Raw genomic sequence first — 19,786 nt, forward strand, 5'->3', positions numbered from 1 at the left:
ATGGCCAAGGATATCGACAACCCGTGCATTTCCGTGTGCCAGCTCAACAGCGAGTTGTGCCTGAGCTGTGGCCGCTCCAAGGAAGAGATCAAGCGCTGGAAACGCATGAAGCGCCCGGAAAAAATGGCTGCGGTGCAACGTGCGGCCCTGCGCCTGAAAAGCTTGCAGAAAAAGCAGCGTTAACCCGCGTCAAAGTCCGTGGAGCGGGTCAGCGCTTCCCAGGCGTCGAGTTCCGCGGCATAGCTGGCGAGCTTTTCCCGAACCAGCGCGAGTGCGTCGCTGCCCAGTAGCAGATGAGCCGGCGGCCGCTCGCTGGCGATCAGGCTGAGCATGGCCCTGGCTGCCTTGACGGGATCGCCCAGCTGTTTTCCGCTCTTGGCTTCGCGAGCGGATCGGATGGGATCGAACAGGGCGTCGTAGTCGGCGATGCTGCGTGGCGAACGAACCATGGAACGGCCCGCCCAATCGGTACGAAACGATCCCGGGGCCACGGCAGTGACCGCGATGTTGAACGGCTTGAGTTCCTTGCCCAATGCTTCGGAAATCCCTTCCAGGGCGAACTTGCTACCACAGTAGTCGGCAACCCCGGGCAAGGTGATGAACCCACCCATGGAGGTGATGTTGATGATATGGCCGCGACGCCGCTGGCGCAGGTAAGGCAGCAATGCCTTGGTCACCGCCACGGCACCAAACACATTGACCTCGAACTGCTGTCGTATTTCTTCCAGCGATGACTCTTCGAAGATCCCTTCGTGGCCGTAACCCGCGTTGTTGACCAGGACATCGATAGGTCCCAGGGTGGACTCCATCTCGGCAACCGCGGCGTCGATACGTCCGAAATCGGTGACATCGAGCAAGCGCCCGAACGCTTGGGCCGGGGCCAGGGCTTCAAAGGCTTGCTTGGCCGATTCGTTGCGCACGGTACCGATCACACGATGGCCGGCGGCGATTGCCTCCTGGGCGAGAGCCCGCCCGAAGCCGCTGCTGACACCGGTGACAAGCAGGGTTTTGACTGACGACATGCTGATTTCTCTCATGGCAAAGGGATGGGGTCGGCAACAGGATGTCCCGCTGTGCGAATACCGCACTTTAGTCCCCATGCGCCCTGAGGTAGAGCTCGCTTCCTCTGAATGTCTAGCCTATTCCTATGAGCAGTCTGTTATTTAAGGCCGGCCTTGAGCACAATCGATGACCGGGCCAGTGAGGATGGGAAATCAGGTGAGCGCCGAGACGTGGGACCCCAGCGCCGTGCGTAGGCGCATGATTGCGCTGATGGATAAGCTGACACCCCTGGAAGGTTACAACCTCACGGTGCTGCCGCAGGTACGTTTCCTGCGTTCCAATCGACCGCTGAGCCTGACCCCGGTGTTTTACCAGCCCGGTATCGTGATTGTCTGCCAGGGTAGCAAGCGCGGTTTCTTCGGCGGCCAGGTCTACCTCTACGATGAACAGCATTACCTGGCCGTTTCAGTGCCGGTGCCGTTCACCATGCAAACCCAGGCCACCGAGCAGGCGCCATTGCTGGCCATCTACCTGTATCTGGATTTCAATGTCGTCGCGGACCTGATCCTGCAAATCGACCAGCAGGGCGGCGTCGCTTCATCCAAACCCCGGGGTATGCTCTCGACCCCCATGGACCGACCGATGAGCGAGTCGGTCCTGCGTTTTGTCGAGGCCATGGGCCGGCCTCTGGAGGCGGAAATCCTCGGCCCTTCACTGGTCCGTGAAATCTACTTTCGGGCGTTGACGGGGGAGCAGGGCGGCGCCATGCGCGCAGCACTCACCCTGCAAGGTCAGTTCGGCAAGATAGCCAAGGCCATTCGCCGAATTCACGAGGCCTTCAGCCTGCCGCTGAGCGTCGAGCAACTGGCCCGTGAAGCGGGCATGAGCGTTCCTTCGTTCCACAGTCATTTCAAGTCGGTCACCCAGACGTCACCGCTGCAATATCTCAAGTCGATCCGGCTGCACCAGGCGCGGCTGCTGATGCTCAGGAACGATGTGAACGCCGCCGGCGCCGCTCTGGAAGTGGGCTACGAAAGCGCTTCGCAATTCGGCCGTGAATTCAAGCGGCTGTTCGGCGGCAGCCCTGTTGAGGAGATAAAGCGCATCAGGGCCAGCTTTGTGATGCCACCGCCGCGAAGCGCCGGCTTCTATCCTTCCTCTCCCTGACAAGATCGGGGCGTCGGCTGGCAGATGCTGAGGATTATCCACTTGGAAAACCGCCCGCCGGGCCAATATCGCCAGATAGATCAGGGCTACTCCGCACAGGCCATGGCCAAGCCGTTGCGTAACAGCTCCTGGACACCTCGGGTGCGCAGTTGCATGGCCCACTGTTGTGGTGCCGTGAACTCAGGATGCCCAGCCTTTTGGGCGCAATCCATGGGCATCTGAAAATATGTTGTTACGATTTTTAAGTGTTTTTTGAGTAAATTTTTTGCTGGTTAGTTTGCAATAGGATGGTTGGGGTTTGTTGTGGGTAGAGTATGTAATCTATTCGCCGTAGCGTATGTAGGTTTTGTCTATTTGTTTTTAACAATTCCAATATATTCAGGTGGTTATAAGGTATCTGTTAAGTTCAATGTTTTGGCGTCAGATGGATATTTTCATTATTTGAGCTAGGTTGAAAGTTCTCCCTGAGTTGGAGAGTTTTCTTTCAAAGGAGTGAGAAGAATGAACAAGCCGTTGTCGAAACCCGAACTTAAACATGGCCGTGTCGTTTCGCCGTCCAGCCGAGGGTCGGTGGCCGTGGAACTGGGGCTGCTCGGTACCTGGCAGGTCAATGAAATGGAGGGCGGGAAGAATTTCCCGGCGCTCACCGCCGGGCCGTTCGCCAAGCCGTTTGAAACCGATGACCAGAGCGTGGTCCCGCCCGCTGACGGTTACATCCTCAGTGGCGGGAAAAACGATGCCCGCGATTGCATCAACTTCACCGACGAGGAATTGAGCAAGAAGCTCGATCGTCCTTATGCCTGGCCACTGTTGAACGTCAATCCGGGGCAGGCCTTTCACGTGCGGTGGGAATACACCGCCGCCCATGTCACCCGGGGCTATCGCTGGTTTATCACCAGGGACGGCTGGGACCCGAAACAACGCATCAGCCGTGCGCAACTCGAGGCCAAACCGTTTTACGAGGACTTCTACACCCAGGTGCCTTATTACCAGCACAGCGATGAGTTGAAGGCCAAGGTGGAGCACGAGGTGAAACTGCCGGCGGGTAAGCAGGGTCGGCACGTCATTGTCCTGTTGTGGATCGTCGCCAATACCGGCAACGCGTTCTACCAGGCGTTCGACGTGGACTTCAAATGACCTTGCCGCTACGCGGTTGATCTCCTGCAAATTTCTAAAGGACTGGAATGTGACCACTCTCGATTTTTCACTGCTTAAATCCAAACTCAGCGATGCGGCGTCGGCGATGCCAAGCCTGGCCGGCAAGAAAATTCTCATGGGCTTCTGGCACAACTGGGCCGCGGGGCCGAGCGATGGTTACCAGGGCGGGAAGTTCGCCAACCTGGCGCTGACCGACGTGCCCACGGAGTACAACGTGGTGGCCGTGGCGTTCATGAAAGGCAACGGTATCCCGACATTCAAGCCGTATAACCTGTCCGATGCGGAGTTCCGCCGCCAGGTGGGCGTGCTCAATGGCCAGGGCCGGGCCGTACTGATTTCGCTGGGCGGTGCCGATGCGCATATCGAGTTGCGCAAGGGCTCCGAGCAGCCGCTGGCCAACGAAATCATCCGCCTGGTGGAAACCTATGGTTTCGATGGCCTGGATATCGATCTGGAACAGAGTGCCATCGACTATGCCGACAACAAGACGGTGTTGCCTGCGGCCCTGAAACTGGTGAAAAACCATTACAAGGCCGAGGGCAAGCATTTCATCATCAGCATGGCCCCCGAGTTCCCTTATCTCACCAGCAACGGCAAGTACGTCGATTACATCACTGCCCTCGAGGGCTACTACGACTTTATTGCGCCGCAGTACTACAACCAGGGTGGTGATGGCGTCTGGGTGCCGGAAGCCAACGGTGGCAGCGGGGCCTGGATCGCCCAGAACAATGATGCGATGAAGGAGGATTTCCTCTACTACCTGACCGATAGCCTGGTCACGGGGACGCGTGGCTTTACCCGGATTGCGCCGGACAAGTTCGTCATTGGCCTGCCGAGCAATAACGATGCGGCGGCAACCGGGTATGTGATCGACCCGGCGGCGGTGGTCAATGCGTTCAAGCGGCTGGACGCCGCCGGCCATTCGATCAAGGGGCTGATGACCTGGTCCATCAACTGGGACCAGGGGTTGAGCAAGCAGCAGGTGCCTTACAACTGGGAGTTCCGTAATCGCTACGCGCCGTTGATTCATGGCGCACAGGAGACGGCGCAAGTACCGGCGGGAAAGCGCCAGGCCTAAGCTGAAAAACGAAACCCGGCCACTGTGCCGGGTTTTGCCTTGTATCCCTTCTTGCCTAGTAGCGCCAATGCCCAGGCACCCAGATCCACTGATTTCCGCCCCAGCGATAATGTCCGGCGACCCAGTGATAACCGGGCGCCGGCATGACCGGTACGACTTCGACAATCGGTGGTGGCCGGCGTGGATGGACTGGCTCGACAATACAGCCAGCCAGGGACGCCGCCATCAGGCTGGCGATAAGCGCGGTCTTGAATAGTCGCAGCATTGCGTAACTCCTTGCAGAGTATTGAGTCGCCGCCTGGTTGGCGGGCTTGCAAGGGTTAAACGTTGCGCCGGGTAGAATCCGTCGCGGTTAAAGATTTTTCTGCAGCACCTTGCCTTTGGCCTGTCCGCGGAAATACAGCGAGTCGACCAGCTTGCGACGCTCCTCCTGGGGCAGCGTACCGGCGAATTCCGCCAGGGTGTTGTCCACCAGCGCCCTGAGCGCAATATCGGCCTCGCGGGCCTTGCCCAGGTCCGTCAGCAGGGCCGGGCGATCCAGAGTCGGCGCCTCGAGCTGCTTGATCACATCCTGACGCGCCTGCCGGCCCGCCATGATCAGCGGTTGGCTGTCGGCCCGGTTGCGGCGCAACAGGTGGCGCAATTCACGCTGGCGCGTCTCCGGCAATTGCACCATCGCCTGGCGCAAGCCGTGCTGGTTGACGGCGGCCATGGCCGGTTGCGCATTGACCAACCAGTGATAAATACCACCGCCGATGCCACAGATCAGAAAGACATTGAGCATCAACGACATCAGGAGGAAGTTCTTGATGGTCTTGGACGGTTGACTCATTGCTCGCTTTCCTCGGCGTTTACAGTGAAGACGATGTCGGCATCGCCTTGGTCGAAGACGCTCGGCAGCGCTTCGGATGCGGTGGGCAGTGGCAGGCTCAGCGAGACCACCAGTATGCCGGCGGCAATACCCGCCAGGCCGACACCGACGAAACCGACCCGGGATAGCCAGTCGGCATAGCGGCTCCAGAACGACAGCGGCCTGGCCGAGATCGCCAAAGCGGCGATACGCCGGGCCAGTGCCGGATCGGGGGGCGCCAGTTGATAGCTGTCGAGCAGGCGGTCGAGTTGCCGGGCCTGTTGCAGCCTCTGGAGTGACGTTGTATCGCCGCGTTCGAGCAACGCCTGGGCGGCTGCACGTTCGGCAGCCGGCCAGCGTTGCAGGTCCGCGCCGTAGGCGTCGGCCAGATAAGCAAATCGTTCGGGCGTCATCGTTTTCCCCTTCCTAGGCTATCTGGGCCGTGCGTTTCGGCGAGGTAGCTGCGCAGGTTGCGCCTGGCCCGCGAGAGCAGGCTTTCCAGTGCATCGACGCTGATGTTCATCAGCGCCGCGGCTTCGATATTCGACAGCTCCTGGTAGTACTGCAACACGATGGCCTCGCGTTGACGATCGGGCAATGCGGCCAATGCCGCGGCCATCTGTTCACTGCGCGCCATGGCTTCCAACTGCTCGTCGGGGCGTGGTGCGTTGTCGACGGGCTCGCTGCCGGGCTCGTGGTCCTCCAGCGGGCGCTCCTTGCGCTTGCGCAGGCGGTCGTGACAGAGGTTCAACACCACCCGGTGCAGCCAGGTGTCGAAACGGGCCTCGCCGCTGCGCCAGCTCGCCGCTTGCCTCCAGATGCGCAGGAAACTTTCCTGTGCCACATCCTTGGCCTCGTCGGCATCGCCCAGTATCCGGCCGGCGAGGGCGAGCAAACGGGGCAGCTTGCGCGACACCATCTCGTTGACGGCGGCCGGCTCCTTGTTGCCGATACGGGCCAGCAGCTCAACGTCCGGATCAGTTTCTTTCAATCGGGCAAGTCTCGGTCCGGTGATGGGGGCGGGTATGGCAAGGCCGGGCGGCGCAGAAACGCCACCCGGCCCGGGGTTCAGCGCACCCAGTGTCCTTCGACCCAGCGCCAGTTAGGCCCGCGGGGTTCCCAGTGGCCCGGTTCCCAGCGCGCATTGCGCATCACCCGTTGCCAGTGACCGGGCACCCAGGCGTAGCCCCGGCCTTCCCAGCGCCAGTGGCCGCGGTCCCAGGCGTAGCCGGGACGCTCCATGGGAATCGCCTCGACGCGCATCGGCGGTGGTGCTTCGCGGATGATCACTTCGGTCTGGGCAAAACTGGGCGTGCTGGTCAGCGCGGCGAACGCCAGCGGGATCAGCAGGAGGGCATGGCGCAATTTGGCCAGGGGTCGTGTAGATCTCATGACAACTCCTTCAGGCTGCGTACGAAAGTGAACGCTGCTGATGAGTTGAACGATAGGTGCCGGGAAAATCCGTCGCGAGAAAAAATCATTTTTTATCGATACATTCCGAGGGGCGTGCGGAGGGCAGTATTGCGCAGGGACGCAGGGCTCTTGATGAAATTGTTCAGGGCAGCGACGGATTGGCCGCCGCTGTCACGTTCAACCGGTAACCGTAGCAATCGACAGGTGCCTTGGCCCTGTGCGTTGAGCGGCCTTGCCTATTGAATCTCCTGAGGAAACCATCATGTCACGTCGTCTTTCGCTGCTGGGTGCGGCTGTGTTGCTGCTGAGTCTGAGCGGCTGTGTGATCTTGCCGGGACATCGGGATCATTGCTGCTGGCGCTATTACGGGGATGCGGCGCCTGCGGCCACTGTGAATTCCGTCGCAAACGGCTGATAGGGACGGGGGCTCGAAAGCGCCACGAAACCTGTGGCGCCGGCTTGTCGGCGATGAACGATAACGCGGTGAGTCTGAAACACCGCGGTGTCCACATCGCTGGCAAGCCGGCGCCAGTAAGGGCGGATTGGCACCTGCCCAGGTGTCAGGATTGCCTTGTCATAAAATGAAGTAATTCCCAGCTTGTGTTTTGCGCTTTGTTGAGACTGGAAAATCATAAAAAACAGGCCCATCATTCCCGTTGCTGTCTAAGCTTCACAGGTCTGCGCCGCGCCTCTTGGGGAGCGGTGGGAAATTAGCCTTCTTCCGGGAAATTATTTTGTCTAACGTCTGCTCCAGCGGCCTCGATATTGGCTTCGCTTCGCTGAACTACCTGCAAATCGGCATTCTGGGTATCATCCAGGGCATCACGGAGTTGCTGCCTATCTCGTCCACGGCGCATATGCGCATCGTGCCGGCGGTACTCGGCTGGCAGGATCCGGGCTCGGCTTTTTCGGCCGCGATGCAATTGGCCGCGCTGGCGGCCGTGGTCAGTTATTTCTGGCGTGATGTGCGCGATGTGGTCGGCGGCAGTATCGGCGCGGTGCGCCAGGGCGACTACAACAGCCCGTGGTTCAAGCTGGCGGTGGCGATCATCCTGGCGACCATTCCCATCGGGATTGCCGGCCTGGCCTTGTCTTCGACGCTCAATGCCTGCGACTCGCCCCTGCGCGGGCTGACGGTGATCGGCATTTCCTGCCTGGTGATGGCGGTGTTGATGGCGGTGTCCGAGTTCAGTGCCCGCCATCAGCGAGTGGTGGGCCAGATGCGTCTGCGCGATGCGCTGATTGTCGGTATTGCCCAGGTCGGTGCGCTGATCCCGGGTGTGTCCCGTTCCGGCTCGACCCTGACGGCGGCACTGTTCCTCAACTTCAAACGTGAAGAAGCCGCCCGGTTCTCCTTCCTGCTGGGCTTGCCGGCGATTGCGCTGGCCGGACTCAAGGAGTTGTGGGTGTTGCACCATGCGCAGATCCCGGCGGAAGCCTGGAGCCATCTGCTGTTCGGCTTGGTGGTTGCGAGCGTTTCGGCATTCTGTGCGATCTGGGGCCTGATGCGCTTCCTTGAGCGCTTCTCGACCTGGCCGTTCGTGATCTACCGTGCGGCACTGGGGATTTTCCTCCTCGTCGCGGTCAGTAGCGGCTTTCTGTCGTAATCGACGAGCCCGGGCGTAGCCTGCGGGCTACGCTTTTTTGCCCGTTCCCAGCGCATAGCGCCGGCAATGTTCCAGATACCCCTGCTCATGGCTGCCCACCAGTTGCACGACGCTGGTCCATAACCAGGACGGTGCGTCGAGGGTTTTCGAGCGATTGAGTTGCAGCTCCGCCAACCAGCTTTTGCGCGTGGCTTCATCCATCTGCCGGGCATGGGCGATACCGGTCACCCGGGCCAGATAACCCGCCGCGTGCATGGCGTCGGTTTCATTGAGGGTGTCCAGTTCCAGCTTGAGGTCCTGTGGCAGCAGCTCTCGAATGAACATCCCATGGTCGAGAAAACGCGTGGCGATCATCCGCTCGCCCAGGCCAGGGGACAGCTGGCGTGCCCCTTCGACCACCCGCCGGGCATTGTCCCGGGGCATATGCACATGGGCGCCGCGAGGGGCGGCCGCGGCGACGGCTTCCTTGACGTCGATCAGGCAATAATCCTGCTCATCATGCCCGCCAACCCCCAGTAGCACGGCGTAGCGCAGCAGCCCGAGCGAACTGCAACCCTTGACCCAATAGGCACTGTCGAGCAGTTCGACACTGGCATCCTTGGGGCGTCCCTTGAGCGAGGTCACCAGGGCCTGGATCTCTGCCCCGGCACACAAGACCTTGATCTCGGCTTTTTCGCTGCGGGACATCGGCCAGAAATGCCGTCCCATCGGCAGGGTTGGTTTGGTGTTCTCCATGCGCTCGCGGGCCAGGTTCTTCCAGGTGCGCTTGACCGCGTCGCGCAGGCCGGCCTTGACCTGCGACGGGCGCTCGGGCGTACGGTCGGTCTCGTCCATCAGGGCCTGTTCGTAGCCCAGCATCATTTCCTCCAGCATGCGCGCGGTGGTCACGCCGGGCAGGTCCGAGCCGCGGGCGGCGGTCGCCAGGGACAGGGCCAGGCGCACCAGGTCATGGGTGGGATTGCCGATCACCGTCTGGTCCAGGTCGCGAATATGGATATCGATCCCGCCGTGACTGTCCCCCGTGGGACCCAGGTTGCCGGCGTGACAGTCGCCGCAGATCCACACGTTGGGGCCATGGGGCAGGCGCCGGCCGCGTTGGCTGTGCAACCACTCATAGAACTGGACCGTGCTGCCACGTACATAGGCGTGGGCCGAGCGGGCCATCTTTTCATTACGCAGGTTGGAGAGGAGGGCGTTGCGGTCGGCGGGGCGAGGTGGTTTCAAGGGCGGGCTCTTCGTTCTGATGAGAAGGCGATACTCATTTCGTATGGAGCCTAGACCGCGGTGTTGAGGCGTTCGATCCCCACCTCGATGATCTTTCGCGTTTTTCACGCAAAAAAAAGCCCGCAAAGCGTGCGGGCCAATAAGAGGTTTCACCAAAGAAGCAGGTAGAAATATAAACAGCCCAGGCTTTGCTCACAGTGAAAGAAGTTTTATTCGATAAAGAATATAATTTAATATTATCAATGGCTTGTACGTTGTTGATGGGTTGTTTTTCCGACCGCCCCTGAAGAATTTTTCATGATTGCCCCGGGCGCCGCGAAAGGCTGCGAAGGCGCTATTGGTGCAGGTTTTTTTCCAGTCCCAGGCGAACGTCGGGCCACTCTTCGTCAATGATGCTGAAACGCACGGAGTTGCGTTTACGCCCGTCCGGCATGATCCGCTCGTTGCGCACGATCCCTTCCTGCCGGGCGCCCAGGCGCAGGATCGCCGCCCGGGACTTCTCATTGATCTCATCGGTGGTGAACTGCACCCGTATGCAATCGAGCACTTCGAAGGCATGGCGCAGCATCAGGTACTTGGCCTCGGTATTGACGAAACTTTTCTGCCAGCGGGTCGCGATCCAGGTGCTGCCGATTTCCAGCTTGCGGTACTGGCGATCGATCTTCCAGAAGCGTGTCGAGCCGATCACTTCGCCGCTGGCCTTGATCACGATGGCAAACGGCATCACCGTTCCGGCCTCCCGGCCCGCAAGGGCCGTACGCAGGTAGGTGTCGACCGTGTCGGGCCCCGGTACTACGGTAAACGGCAGGTTCCACAGTTCGCCGTCGCGGGCGGCCGCCACCAGGGCGTCGGCATCCCCGGGCTGGAGTGGACGCAACAGCAAGCGGTCGCCTTCAAGGGATTGCAGCAGTTGCAGGTCTTTCACGGGGCAGGCGCTCGCGGTACGGGTTTCAGCGAGCATTACAAAGGAGCCGGGATCGGCTTTGCAAGGGCCATTCAAGGCTAAAACGACCAGGCCAATGCCGCCGTGGACTCAGGCCTGGCTCACATCGAGCAACTGCGGCTGGGCAATTGCCAGGTAATCCTGGGTGTCGAGCACCATTGACGCATCCAGGCGGCCGGCATTGAAGGCGATTTCGCCGTAGCGGGTGGTCAGGGTCGGATCGACGATCAATTGAATCCGCTCATCGAAGACGAAAGGCGGGATGGCCCCGATCCGGCAGCCGGTCAGTTCCATGGCGGTTTCGGCCTTCACCAGCTCGGCTTTTTTTCCGCCCAGGGCGGCACCGACCTTCTTCATGTCGAGCTTCTGGTCCCCCGGCAATATCACCAGGGCATAGGGCTCGGCCTGACCCTTGAGCGAGCAGAGCATGGCCTTGGCGCCCTGGCCCGGCTCGGTGCCGCGGATTTCGGCGACCCGCGCCGACTGGCCCTCGGCATCGTGTATCAACACCCGGTAGGAGGCGGCGCGGGCGTCGAGTAGCGCCACCAGGCGATCGAACATCGGATACATGGAGTTTTCCTCGGGTTTGCTGAATCAGGTTTGCAGAATCAGGTCGTAGGACAGTTTGCTGATCAGGATCACCAGCAACACCAGGAACAGCGCCCGGACAAAGGGTACGCCTTTGTGCACCGCCAGCCAGGTGCCGGTCAGCGCGCCGAGGATGTTGAAGACCGCCATGGGGATGGCGATCAGGTAGAGCACGTTGCCCGTTGGGATGAAAAAGATCAGCGCGGCGACGTTGGTCGCGATGTTCACCACCTTGGCCGATGCCGAGGCGTGCAGGAAGTCGAAAGCGAAGCAGCGGATAAACAGGAAGATCAGGAAGCTGCCGGTACCGGGGCCGAACAGCCCGTCGTAGAAACCGATGGCCCCGCCGATAACGATCGCCAGCAGCTTTTCCCGGGTGCCGATGCGCATGGGCTTGTGCAGGGCGCCGAAGTCCTTCTTCCAGAAGGTGTAGATCGCCATCAGCACGATCAGCACCAGCACTGCCGGACGGATCACCGACTGGGGCACGGAGGACACCGTGGCCGCGCCGAAGAAGGCCATGACAAAGGCCGCGCAGGCCGCGGGGACCACCAGGCCCCAGTCGATCACCACCTTGCGTACGAACGAGCGGGCCGCGAACGCGGTGCCACAGGCGGCCGCGACCTTGTTGGTACCCAGCAACGCCGCCGGTGTCGCCGTGGGCAGCACGTTGAACAGCGCGGGTATCTGGATCAGTCCGCCGCCGCCCACCGCCGCGTCGATCAGGCCGGCGGCGAAGGCGAACACGCAAAGGATGACAATATCGACCATGGAATCAGGCTCTGACGATGAAAGGTTGGTGTGGGTCCAGCGGCACCACGCGTGCCGGGTCGTCGACCCCGAAGACGCGCAGCATCCAGCGGTCGCGGCCGTCGTAGCGGGGGGTGAAACCATCCCGGGCATGCAGGGTTTGCTGGTTCTTGAAGATCAGCATGTCCCCCGCTTGCAGCAGAATCTGGTGCACGACATCGGAGTGATTGGCGGCGGCGGCGAACAGTTGCAGGGCAAACTGCGCATTGGCGCAGGTCGCGGCGACACTGCCCTTGTTATAGCGGCAATACAGGCCACCGCTGGCGTTTCTGTACAGCAGGGGGACGTTTTCCAGCACATTACCCTGTTTGCCGAAGGAGGCCGGTCGGCGGATGGCGAAGTGCGGTCGCGACAATTCCTCTTCGACCGAGGCCGGCAGCATGGCCAGTACGTCGGCAATGGCGACGATGCGCGTCGGCACGCCGAGCTCGCAGCGCAGACCGGTCAGGGACAGGTACTCCGGGCAGGCCGACAGCCGCGTGACGGGTTCGCAGGTCAGGGGCAGGTGAGGGTTGTCGACATGCATGCCCAGGTCCATGCGTGAGCCGTAGGAGCTTTTTTCGCTCTCGCGCTGCTGCTTGGGCGATACATGGCGGAATACCGTGTCATCGTTTTCGCCTTCGTAGGCCACCGGGCGGGTTTGCAGGGTTTGCAACACGGACAGGATCGCCCCGGCCATCACCGGCAGGTTCTCGATACCCGGCACCGTGTCGTAGGGCGTGGCGGGCAGTTGCGCATCTACCGGCAGCCCCCTGACGATCATCGCCACCTCGCGGCTCTTGGGGAAGTCGCGCAGTTGCTGGATTTTCTCGGCGCAGAGGGTGCTTTCCAGCAGTTGGCCGAGGGCCGGCATGTGGCCGATGCCCGAGGCGCTGTCGGTCACCGCCAGTGCCGCCAGGCCAGCGTGCAGGTGGCGTTGTTCCTCGAACGACACATGAAGCTGTGCTATCCCTTGTCGGGTCGAGGTTGCGGATTTTTTCCCCAGCCACTCACGAATTTCTTCACCGATAAGCGCCGCAGATTTCCCGACTATTTCATCCAGCTTTGACACGTCCGTTTGCTCCTGTTTGCCTACGTCCCTGTGGGTTGAACGGGAAGGCTAACGGAAGGGGTTTTTTTGTGTTGCAATGCCATATTGTGAAAAGTGCAATGAGGTAAGGAAATGGCCCTGGATATGTTGGGGGAGCTGGAAGCTTTCGCGACGGTGGCGCGCAAGCGTAGCTTCGTCGCCGCGGCCCGCGCCCTGGGACGCTCCCCCAGCTCGCTGACCCGTGCTGTACAGGCGTTGGAGGAAAGTGCCGGGGTCAAGTTGTTCAACCGCTCGTCGAACGCCGTGAGCCTGACCGAGGCCGGTGAACGCCTGTTGCCTCACGCCTACAGAATGCTGGATCTGCAACGTGAGGCGGATGAGGACCTGGTCGGTCTCAGCGGTCTGGCCCACGGCTGGATCCGCTTTTCCGCCCCCGAGTTTCTTGGACACGGCGTCTTGCCCCGGCTGATCGCGCAGTACTGCGAGCGTTATCCGGATGTCAACGTCGAGGTGATTCTCACCGATGAGACCATCGACCCGGCCAAGAGCAAGCTGGATTTCTCGATTCGCGGCGCGTTTCCGCAATCCAGCGACCTGATCGGCTTTCCGCTGTGGAGCTATTCACGCTACCTGTATGCCAGCCCCGGGTATCTGGAGCGGCGTGGGATGCCGGATTCCATCGAGGCGCTGGAGGCGCACTCGCTGATCCTGCATACGGCGCCACGGATCCTCAAGGAATGGAATTTTCGCAATGAGGAACAGGCCATCAGCTTTCGGGTGCATCCGAAGTTTCGTTTCAGCTCCGGTTCCGCGGTGTTCCACGCGGCCCTGGCGGGTGTCGGCATTGCCCGCCTGGCGGACTGGCTGGCGGAGCCCGAGGTGGAGGCGGGACGCCTGGTCCGGGTCTGTCCGGAATACAAGCTGACCTCCAGCAGCGGCGAGAGCCCGCAGATGCATGCCGTGTATCCGGCGGGGAATCTGCCGCTGCGGGTGAAATCGCTGCTGGAGGTGATCCGCGGCTTTGGCGAGAGCCTGGATCGCAAGCATTCACTGACGTTCTAGGCGGTCTCCAGGCGCCGTCAGTTCTTGAACGCCGAGTGCTTTTTGCCCTGGTCGCACAAGGCGAAGACCACCACGCAGACCGCCGCGATCGCCAGGATCAGGGCCACGCCATCGGTGGAGTGGGTCGCCGAGGCCGACACCAGCGACAGGGCACCCAGGGGCGCCAGGCCACCGGCCACCGCGGTGCCGATTTCACGACCGGTGCCAAAGCCCGAGGAGCGGGTCTGGGTCGGGAACTGCCGACTGAGGAAGGAGCCCTGTGGGGCGAACATCATCGGCGCCAGGACCCCGGTGCCGATGCCGATTGCCAGGTAGATCTGCCAGTTTTCACCGCTGCCCAGCAGCATCAGGAAAGGGTAGGCGAACAGCAGCGAAAACACCCCGCCGAGAACCAGGACCGCCTTGCTGCTCCAGCGATCGCACAACCAGCCGAAAAACGGCACGGCGACAATGGCCACCAGGCTGGCGAGGGTCACTGACAAGGAGGTCACGTGCACGTCGACGCCTTTGTATTGGGTCAGGTAGGCCAGGGAAAAAGTCTTGAAGATATAGCTCAGGGCGTTGTAGCCGATGGCGACGAAAAACACCACGGCCAGGCCCTTGAGGTCGTTCTTCAGCAGGGCTTTCAACGGCGAGACCTTGGGCTGCGCGCGTTTCTGCTGGTTCAGTTCCTTGAACTCCGGGGTTTCCGGAATGCTGTTGCGCACCCATAGGCCGACCCCGACCAGGGCGATGCTGCAGACGAAGGGAATGCGCCAGCCGCCGTCGAGCAGGAATGCATTGCCGTTCAGGGTCAGCAGGTAAATGGTCAGTGACGACAGCAGCAGGCCGAGGTTCAGTCCCAGCGCCGGCCAGGCGCCCTGGCTGCCGCGCTTGCCCTGGGCGGCGTGTTCGTAGGAGGTCACGGCAGCGCCCGACAATTCGGCGCCGGCCCCCAGGCCCTGGATGATACGGATCACTACCAGCAGCACTGGCGCCCACAGGCCGATGCTGGCATAGCTGGGGATCAGGCCGATAAGCGTGGTGCAGACACCCATCATGCAGAAAGTCAGGACCAGCACCTGCTTGCGTCCGAACTTGTCGCCCAGGTAGCCGAACAGGATACCGCCGAACGGCCGGGCGATAAAACCGATGGCAAAGGTCGAGAAGGCCAGCAGCGAGGCGGTCTGTGGGTTGCTGGCATCGAAGAAGATCTTCGCGAAGACAATCGCCGCCATGGTTGCGTAGAGATAGAAGTCATACCACTCCAGCATCGAGCCGAAGATGGTCGCGGCGGCGACTTTGCGCAGGCGCTTGCGGGTTTGTTGCGGGGTTTCGATGGGGGATCCGGACGCTTTGTGTACCGACATCAGAGGGTTCCTTGCAGGTCTTTATAGTTATTTTCAAGTGATCGCTGGTGCGCCCCGTTTGCCCCGCTCGGGCAAACGGAGAGGGCGTACTCCTGTACGCGGGAGGTTTTTCGGGTTAACGCGGAGCAAACAGTCGGTCGGCGATCATTTCGCCGATCGGCATGGCGGAGGTCGCGGCGGGCGACGGTGCATTGCAGACGTGGACCATGCGCGGCGTTTCGGCGAACAGGAAGTCATGCACCAGGCTGCCATCGCGCATCACCGCCTGGGCACGGATACCGGCCTCGTAGGGCAGCAGGTCGTCGACGACCAGGGACGGGCAGTACTTGCGGCATTGTTCCAGGTAGCCGCGCTTGAACAATGAGTTCTTCATTTCCTGGCTGCCGGAACCCAGGTTCTGCCACAGGGTTTTCCAGAATCCGGGAAAGGCCGCGTATTGCGCGACGTCCCGCCAGTTGATGGAGAACTTGCGGTAGTTCTCCCGGCCCAGTCCCAGCACGGCATTCGGTCCGACCGTGACGCTGCCGTCGATCATCCGGGTCAGGTGCACGCCGAGGAACGGCAGGTCCGGATCGGGAATCGGGTAGATCAGGTGATTGACGATGTTGTTCTTGGCCGCCGGCAGGCGGAAGTATTCGCCGCGAAAGGGAATGATCTGGTGATCGATGCGAATCCCGGCCAGGGTTGCCAGGCGGTCGGATTGCAGGCCGGCACAGGCCACCAGCTTGCGCGCCTGCCAGACGCGGTCGTGGCTGCTGACGGTGACTTTGTCGCCATCTTCCTGGATGGCCGTGACCCTGGTGTCGAGTTGGATCTCGCCGCCGCCGGCCGTGATGACCCGGGCCATGGCCTGGCAGATTTCGCGGTAGTCGACGATGCCCGTGGCGTCGAGGAACAAACCGCCGAGGCCGATGATGTTCGGTTCGCGCCGCTGCAATTCGGCGGCGTCGAGACGCTCGACGCGCATGCCGTTGAGTTGCGAACGTTCGTACAGGGCCTGCATGCGTTGCACTTCAAGGGCGTTGGAGGCCACCAGCAACTTGCCGCAGACCTCGAAGCGGATCCCGTGTTCGCGGCAGAAGTCTTTCGTGGCCTGGGCCCCGCGTTTGCACAGGTCGGCCTTGAGGCTGCCCGGCGCGTAGTAGATGCCGGCATGGATCACGCCGCTGTTATGACCGGTCTGATGGCGGGCGAGGCTGGTTTCCTTTTCCAGGATCAGCAGCGAGGCGCCGGGCTGGCGCTTGAGCAACTCCATGGCCGTGGCCAGGCCGACGATGCCGCCGCCGATGATGCAGAAGTCATAAATCATGCAGGAAACCTACCTTGTTTTTGTTCATGTCTAGTTATCAGGTTGTCAGACTAATGCTGGCATGCCGAATTGAGTCTGCTTGCCCGGGCGCTGTGGCTGCAGCGCCGGGCGGATCGGTTCAGTTCATGGGTGGCAGTTCCAGCTGCAAGCGTTTGGCCGAGGCCCGCAGATGCGCCTCGGCGCAAGCGGCGGCGGCCTGGCGATTGCCATCGGCTATGGCTTGGTACAAGGCCTGGTGTTCACGCCCGGCATCCGCCGAACCGCCGACGGAACGGCTGGCGGAGTTTTCCCAGGCGGTGCGCCGCGCTTCGGCCAACTGGCCGCGCAGAAAGTCATGGAAGGCGACGAAATACTCGTTCTTGCTGGCCTCGGCGATGGCCCGGTGAAAGGCCACGTCGGCAGCGGCGGCGGCATCGAAGTCAGTGCGTTTGTCGTGCATTTCCTGCAAGGCCGCCTGCATGCGTTGCAGGTCCGCCTCGTCACGCCGTTGCGCGGCAATCGATGCGGCCTGGGTCTCGATCCACAGGCGCATTTCAAACATCTGCGCCAGGTCGGTCTTGCGCCCCTCGCTTTTGGGAAAGCGAAACACCGTGCCGGTCGGGGTCTGGGAAATATACGAGCCGAGCCCACGCCGGGCGATCAGTACGCCGTCGGCCTTGAGCTGGGCGATGGCTTCGCGGACCACCGAGCGGCTGACATTCAACTGTTCCGCCAACTGCTGTTCAGTCGGCAGGCGTGCTTCGGCCGCCAGCCGCCCGGTATCGATTTCCGCGCGAATGGCACTGACCACTCGTTCAACCAGGGAGTCGGGGCGTTGGAGTTCCAGCATGAAGGTCAGGCTCGGTAGTCAGGTTGTCAGACAATGCCCGAGTGGTTCAAGGTTTGTCAACAGACCGGGTCGAGGCCAGGCCTTCCCGAATCAAGCTGACGAATCGCGTCGCGGCTGGCGACAAGGGCTGCCCGCTACGCCTGATCAGACCGATCTCGCGGCTGACACCGGGGTGTTCCACCACGCGCTTGTGCAAAGCGTTCAGGCCGTCATCCGCCGACTCCGGCAGCAACGCCATGCCCAGCCCCTGGCGCACCAGTGCCAGGACCGTGGACATGTAGTTGGCTTCCAGCCCCGGCACCAGTATCAGGCCTTGTTCGTCGAAGAGTTGCTCGACCCGTTCGCGCACGCTGCTGTCGCGTCCGGTGAGGATCATCGGTTGGCCACTCAGGTCCGGCAAACTGACCGTGGTCTTGCGCGCCAGCGGGTGTTCGTCGGGCAGGAACAGGCACAAGCGGTCGACCATGACCACTTCGAAATCCAGGCCGTGATTGAGTCGGGCCCGTACACCCAATCCGAAGTCCACCTCGTTCTCCCGTACCAGGCTGTCGATGCGCTGGGCGACCACGTCCCGCAGACGGATTTCGATACCGGGATAGGCCTGGCGAAACAGCTTCAGTACCGGCGGCAGGGCGCCGGAGCAGATCGACGGCAAGGCGGCCAGGGTCACTACGCCCCGTTGCAGGCTGGCCAGGTCACGGGAACCGCTGACGATATTGTCCAGGTCCAGCAGCAGTTTCTCCATGGGCCCGCGGGCCTGCTGGCCGGCACCGGTCAGGCTGACCTGGCGCGGGCTGCGCTCCAGCAGGGTGACGCCGAGCCACTCTTCCAACTGCTGGACCTGTACCGTCAGCGCCGAGGGCGAAAGGTGCAGCAGGGTGGCGGCGCGGGCGAAGCTGCCGGTCTGGGCGACCGTCAGGAAGGCGCGGATATGCTGGATGGCGTTCTTCATTTTGTTTTTCCGAATGCATGGCAGTGAACATTCCAATTTACAAAGCTTAACCGCGTTCCAATACTCCAGGGAAAACAATAACTGTCCGCCGTTGAGCGGCCCCGGAGTCTTCCCATGCTCGCCACGTTGGGTGTCATCACCATCGTCTGTCTGCTTGCGGCTGTCATGAGCAAGCGTCTCTCGCCGCTGGTCGCGTTGATCGCCTTGCCGATCATTGCCGCGCTGCTTGGCGGTTTCGGTTTGCAAACCAGTGCCTTTATCGTCACCGGCATCAAGAATGTCGCCCCGGTGGTCGGCATGTTCGTGTTCGCCATCCTGTTCTTCGGGGTGATGACGGATGCCGGCATGCTCGATCCGATCATCGACCGCATCCTGCGCACGGTGGGCACGCGACCCACGCGGATTGTCATGGGCACGGCCTTGCTGGCGCTGCTGGTGCACCTTGACGGCTCCGGGGCGGTGACCTTTCTGGTGACTGTCCCGGCGATGTTGCCGCTGTATACGCGGCTGGGTATCGACAGGCGGATCCTTGCCTGTGTCGCGGCGATGGCGGCGGGGGTCAACTTCCTGCCCTGGACCGGCCCGGTGCTGCGTTCGTCGGCGGCCTTGCATGTACCGGTGGCGGATCTGTTCCAGCCGTTGATTCCGGTGCAGATCGTCGGTCTGCTGTTTGTCTTCGCCTGCGCCTGGTGGCTGGGGCGACGTGAAGAGCGGCGCCTGGGCCTGGGGGCCGACCTGGTCGCGGGCAGCGTGCCGAGTCGGGTGATCAGCGAACAGCAAGAAGCCCTGCGCCGTCCGCGCCTGTTCTGGGCCAACCTGCTGCTGACGGTGCTGGTGATGGCGGTGATGATCGCCGGCTGGGTCGACCCGGTGGTGATGTTCATGCTCGGCACCGTGGTTGCGCTGTGCCTCAACTACCCGAATGTCGACGCCCAGCGCGCGCGTGTCGATGCCCACGCCAAGACGGCCTTGACCATGGCCAGTATCCTCCTGGCGGCCGGTGTCTTTACCGGCATCATGCAGGGCACCGGCATGCTCAAGGCCATGGCTGAAGTGGCGGTGGCGCAGATCCCGGCCGGCCACGGCAAGCTGATTCCAGCGGTGGTGGGCTTCCTGTCGATGCCGCTGAGCCTGTTGTTCGATCCGGACTCCTTCTACTTCGGGGTGATGCCGGTGATCGCCGAGGTCGGCAAGGCCTTGGGCGTGGAGCCGTTGCAGGTGGCCCAGGCGTCCTTGCTGGGCGTGCATACCACCGGGTTCCCGGTCAGCCCGCTGACCCCCGCGACCTTTTTGCTGGTGGGCCTGTGCAAGATCGAACTGGCCGATCACCAGCGTTTCACCATTCCTTTCCTGCTCGCCGCCTCGGTGTTGATGACCCTGACGGCGTTGCTCCTGGGCATCTTTTGAAATGAGGG

General features: G+C 61.9%; 22 protein-coding genes and 1 pseudogene. 7 read left to right on the forward strand and 16 right to left on the reverse strand.

All coding sequences use genetic code 11. From position 1 onward, the window contains the following. Window positions 1-183 carry a DUF1289 domain-containing protein gene (locus tag M5B96_RS28985; protein ID WP_248800354.1) on the forward strand — a complete coding sequence of 61 codons (183 nt, stop codon included), beginning with the start codon at window positions 1-3 and terminating at the stop codon, window positions 181-183. Here M5B96_RS28985 and M5B96_RS28990 read toward each other — a convergent pair. Next, window positions 180-1,022 carry an oxidoreductase gene (locus M5B96_RS28990; RefSeq protein WP_248800355.1) on the reverse strand — a complete coding sequence of 281 codons (843 nt, stop codon included), beginning with the start codon at window positions 1,020-1,022 and terminating at the stop codon, window positions 180-182. The genes M5B96_RS28985 and M5B96_RS28990 overlap by 4 nt on opposite strands. 238 nt (window positions 1,023-1,260) lie before the next feature. Here M5B96_RS28990 and M5B96_RS28995 point away from each other — a divergent pair, with 238 nt between their 5' ends. From M5B96_RS28995 to M5B96_RS29005, 3 genes and pseudogenes are all read left to right on the forward strand, one after another. Next, the gene (locus M5B96_RS28995; RefSeq protein ID WP_248800441.1) at window positions 1,261-2,169 is read left to right on the forward strand and encodes an AraC family transcriptional regulator; all 909 of its coding nucleotides are present in this window, start codon (window positions 1,261-1,263) and stop codon (window positions 2,167-2,169) included. Between the two features lie 501 nt (window positions 2,170-2,670). Beyond that, window positions 2,671-3,306, forward strand: a complete 636-nt coding sequence (locus M5B96_RS29000; protein WP_248800356.1) for a lytic polysaccharide monooxygenase auxiliary activity family 9 protein — start codon at window positions 2,671-2,673, stop codon at window positions 3,304-3,306. 49 nt (window positions 3,307-3,355) lie between these two features. Next, window positions 3,356-4,387 (forward strand): annotated as a pseudogene (locus M5B96_RS29005) (chitinase); the annotation flags it as partial. Between the two features lie 73 nt (window positions 4,388-4,460). On the opposite strand, the gene M5B96_RS29010 reads toward M5B96_RS29005, so the two are convergent. From M5B96_RS29010 to M5B96_RS29035, 6 genes are all read right to left on the reverse strand, one after another. Further along, on the reverse strand, window positions 4,461-4,670 hold the full coding sequence (locus M5B96_RS29010; RefSeq protein WP_248800357.1) for a YXWGXW repeat-containing protein: 210 nt from the start codon (window positions 4,668-4,670) through the stop codon (window positions 4,461-4,463). Window positions 4,671-4,757: 87 nt separating this feature from the next. After that, window positions 4,758-5,237, reverse strand: coding sequence for a periplasmic heavy metal sensor (locus tag M5B96_RS29015; RefSeq protein ID WP_248800358.1), 480 nt, complete (start codon window positions 5,235-5,237; stop codon window positions 4,758-4,760). After that, the gene (locus tag M5B96_RS29020) at window positions 5,234-5,668 is read right to left on the reverse strand and encodes a hypothetical protein (protein WP_248800359.1); all 435 of its coding nucleotides are present in this window, start codon (window positions 5,666-5,668) and stop codon (window positions 5,234-5,236) included. Before M5B96_RS29020 ends, M5B96_RS29015 begins: the two co-directional genes overlap by 4 nt. Next, a complete protein-coding gene (locus M5B96_RS29025; RefSeq protein WP_248800360.1) occupies window positions 5,665-6,246 on the reverse strand; it encodes an RNA polymerase sigma factor in 582 nt (193 codons plus the stop codon). Before M5B96_RS29025 ends, M5B96_RS29020 begins: the two co-directional genes overlap by 4 nt. Before the next feature lie 77 nt (window positions 6,247-6,323). After that, a complete protein-coding gene (locus M5B96_RS29030; RefSeq protein ID WP_248800361.1) occupies window positions 6,324-6,647 on the reverse strand; it encodes a YXWGXW repeat-containing protein in 324 nt (107 codons plus the stop codon). A gap of 384 nt (window positions 6,648-7,031) precedes the next feature. Next, window positions 7,032-7,319, reverse strand: a complete 288-nt coding sequence (locus M5B96_RS29035) for a hypothetical protein (RefSeq protein WP_248800446.1) — start codon at window positions 7,317-7,319, stop codon at window positions 7,032-7,034. An 83-nt stretch (window positions 7,320-7,402) separates the two neighbouring features. Between M5B96_RS29035 and M5B96_RS29040 the strand changes: the two genes are divergently transcribed. After that, window positions 7,403-8,275: an undecaprenyl-diphosphate phosphatase gene (locus M5B96_RS29040; protein WP_248800362.1), complete on the forward strand. Its 873-nt coding sequence runs from the start codon at window positions 7,403-7,405 to the stop codon at window positions 8,273-8,275. A gap of 27 nt (window positions 8,276-8,302) precedes the next feature. Here the strand turns inward: M5B96_RS29040 and M5B96_RS29045 are convergent, their stop codons facing one another. The 5 genes from M5B96_RS29045 to M5B96_RS29065 all read right to left on the reverse strand — a co-directional run bounded on the left by M5B96_RS29045 (window position 8,303) and on the right by M5B96_RS29065 (window position 12,891). Then, window positions 8,303-9,499 carry a DUF2252 family protein gene (locus M5B96_RS29045; protein WP_248800363.1) on the reverse strand — a complete coding sequence of 399 codons (1,197 nt, stop codon included), beginning with the start codon at window positions 9,497-9,499 and terminating at the stop codon, window positions 8,303-8,305. Window positions 9,500-9,833: 334 nt separating this feature from the next. Further along, complete coding sequence (locus tag M5B96_RS29050; RefSeq protein ID WP_248800442.1) at window positions 9,834-10,406, reverse strand: GNAT family N-acetyltransferase; 573 nt, start codon at window positions 10,404-10,406, stop codon at window positions 9,834-9,836. Between the two features lie 126 nt (window positions 10,407-10,532). Further along, entirely contained in the window at window positions 10,533-11,012 is a 480-nt protein-coding gene (locus tag M5B96_RS29055) for a YbaK/prolyl-tRNA synthetase associated domain-containing protein (RefSeq protein WP_248800364.1), read from the reverse strand. A gap of 24 nt (window positions 11,013-11,036) precedes the next feature. Next, window positions 11,037-11,801: a sulfite exporter TauE/SafE family protein gene (locus M5B96_RS29060; protein ID WP_248800365.1), complete on the reverse strand. Its 765-nt coding sequence runs from the start codon at window positions 11,799-11,801 to the stop codon at window positions 11,037-11,039. A 4-nt stretch (window positions 11,802-11,805) separates the two neighbouring features. After that, window positions 11,806-12,891 carry a TauD/TfdA family dioxygenase gene (locus M5B96_RS29065; RefSeq protein ID WP_248800366.1) on the reverse strand — a complete coding sequence of 362 codons (1,086 nt, stop codon included), beginning with the start codon at window positions 12,889-12,891 and terminating at the stop codon, window positions 11,806-11,808. A gap of 111 nt (window positions 12,892-13,002) precedes the next feature. On the opposite strand from M5B96_RS29065, the gene M5B96_RS29070 reads away from it, so the two are divergent. Then, window positions 13,003-13,932 carry a LysR family transcriptional regulator gene (locus tag M5B96_RS29070; protein WP_248800367.1) on the forward strand — a complete coding sequence of 310 codons (930 nt, stop codon included), beginning with the start codon at window positions 13,003-13,005 and terminating at the stop codon, window positions 13,930-13,932. 17 nt (window positions 13,933-13,949) lie between these two features. Here M5B96_RS29070 and M5B96_RS29075 read toward each other — a convergent pair whose 3' ends face one another. From M5B96_RS29075 to M5B96_RS29090, 4 genes are all read right to left on the reverse strand, one after another. After that, window positions 13,950-15,281, reverse strand: coding sequence for an MFS transporter (locus M5B96_RS29075; RefSeq protein ID WP_248800368.1), 1,332 nt, complete (start codon window positions 15,279-15,281; stop codon window positions 13,950-13,952). A 115-nt stretch (window positions 15,282-15,396) separates the two neighbouring features. Next, on the reverse strand, window positions 15,397-16,590 hold the full coding sequence (gene lhgO, locus M5B96_RS29080) for an L-2-hydroxyglutarate oxidase (RefSeq protein WP_248800369.1): 1,194 nt from the start codon (window positions 16,588-16,590) through the stop codon (window positions 15,397-15,399). Between the two features lie 118 nt (window positions 16,591-16,708). After that, window positions 16,709-17,419 (reverse strand): FadR/GntR family transcriptional regulator, encoded by a 711-nt coding sequence (locus M5B96_RS29085; protein WP_248800370.1) that lies wholly within the window; start codon window positions 17,417-17,419, stop codon window positions 16,709-16,711. Window positions 17,420-17,465: 46 nt separating this feature from the next. Next, window positions 17,466-18,371 carry a LysR family transcriptional regulator gene (locus M5B96_RS29090; protein ID WP_248800371.1) on the reverse strand — a complete coding sequence of 302 codons (906 nt, stop codon included), beginning with the start codon at window positions 18,369-18,371 and terminating at the stop codon, window positions 17,466-17,468. A gap of 114 nt (window positions 18,372-18,485) precedes the next feature. Between M5B96_RS29090 and M5B96_RS29095 the strand changes: the two genes are divergently transcribed. Beyond that, a complete protein-coding gene (locus tag M5B96_RS29095; protein WP_248800372.1) occupies window positions 18,486-19,778 on the forward strand; it encodes a CitMHS family transporter in 1,293 nt (430 codons plus the stop codon). Window positions 19,779-19,786 lie beyond the last annotated feature (8 nt).

Origin of the sequence: Pseudomonas sp. MWU13-2105, from assembly GCF_023242315.1 — a bacterium.
GTDB lineage: Bacteria > Pseudomonadota > Gammaproteobacteria > Pseudomonadales > Pseudomonadaceae > Aquipseudomonas.

Coding starts and splice junctions, on each gene's coding strand:
- M5B96_RS28985 (WP_248800354.1), top strand. CDS start 1: ATGGCCAAGGATATCGACAACCCGTGCATTTCCGTGTGCCAGCTCAAC.
- M5B96_RS28990 (WP_248800355.1), bottom strand. CDS start 1,022: ATGTCGTCAGTCAAAACCCTGCTTGTCACCGGTGTCAGCAGCGGCTTC.
- M5B96_RS28995 (WP_248800441.1), top strand. CDS start 1,261: ATGATTGCGCTGATGGATAAGCTGACACCCCTGGAAGGTTACAACCTC.
- M5B96_RS29000 (WP_248800356.1), top strand. CDS start 2,671: ATGAACAAGCCGTTGTCGAAACCCGAACTTAAACATGGCCGTGTCGTT.
- M5B96_RS29010 (WP_248800357.1), bottom strand. CDS start 4,670: ATGCTGCGACTATTCAAGACCGCGCTTATCGCCAGCCTGATGGCGGCG.
- M5B96_RS29015 (WP_248800358.1), bottom strand. CDS start 5,237: ATGAGTCAACCGTCCAAGACCATCAAGAACTTCCTCCTGATGTCGTTG.
- M5B96_RS29020 (WP_248800359.1), bottom strand. CDS start 5,668: ATGACGCCCGAACGATTTGCTTATCTGGCCGACGCCTACGGCGCGGAC.
- M5B96_RS29030 (WP_248800361.1), bottom strand. CDS start 6,647: ATGAGATCTACACGACCCCTGGCCAAATTGCGCCATGCCCTCCTGCTG.
- M5B96_RS29035 (WP_248800446.1), bottom strand. CDS start 7,319: ATGATGGGCCTGTTTTTTATGATTTTCCAGTCTCAACAAAGCGCAAAA.
- M5B96_RS29055 (WP_248800364.1), bottom strand. CDS start 11,012: ATGTATCCGATGTTCGATCGCCTGGTGGCGCTACTCGACGCCCGCGCC.
- M5B96_RS29060 (WP_248800365.1), bottom strand. CDS start 11,801: ATGGTCGATATTGTCATCCTTTGCGTGTTCGCCTTCGCCGCCGGCCTG.
- M5B96_RS29070 (WP_248800367.1), top strand. CDS start 13,003: ATGGCCCTGGATATGTTGGGGGAGCTGGAAGCTTTCGCGACGGTGGCG.
- M5B96_RS29075 (WP_248800368.1), bottom strand. CDS start 15,281: ATGTCGGTACACAAAGCGTCCGGATCCCCCATCGAAACCCCGCAACAA.
- lhgO (WP_248800369.1), bottom strand. CDS start 16,590: ATGATTTATGACTTCTGCATCATCGGCGGCGGCATCGTCGGCCTGGCC.
- M5B96_RS29085 (WP_248800370.1), bottom strand. CDS start 17,419: ATGCTGGAACTCCAACGCCCCGACTCCCTGGTTGAACGAGTGGTCAGT.
- M5B96_RS29090 (WP_248800371.1), bottom strand. CDS start 18,371: ATGAAGAACGCCATCCAGCATATCCGCGCCTTCCTGACGGTCGCCCAG.
- M5B96_RS29095 (WP_248800372.1), top strand. CDS start 18,486: ATGCTCGCCACGTTGGGTGTCATCACCATCGTCTGTCTGCTTGCGGCT.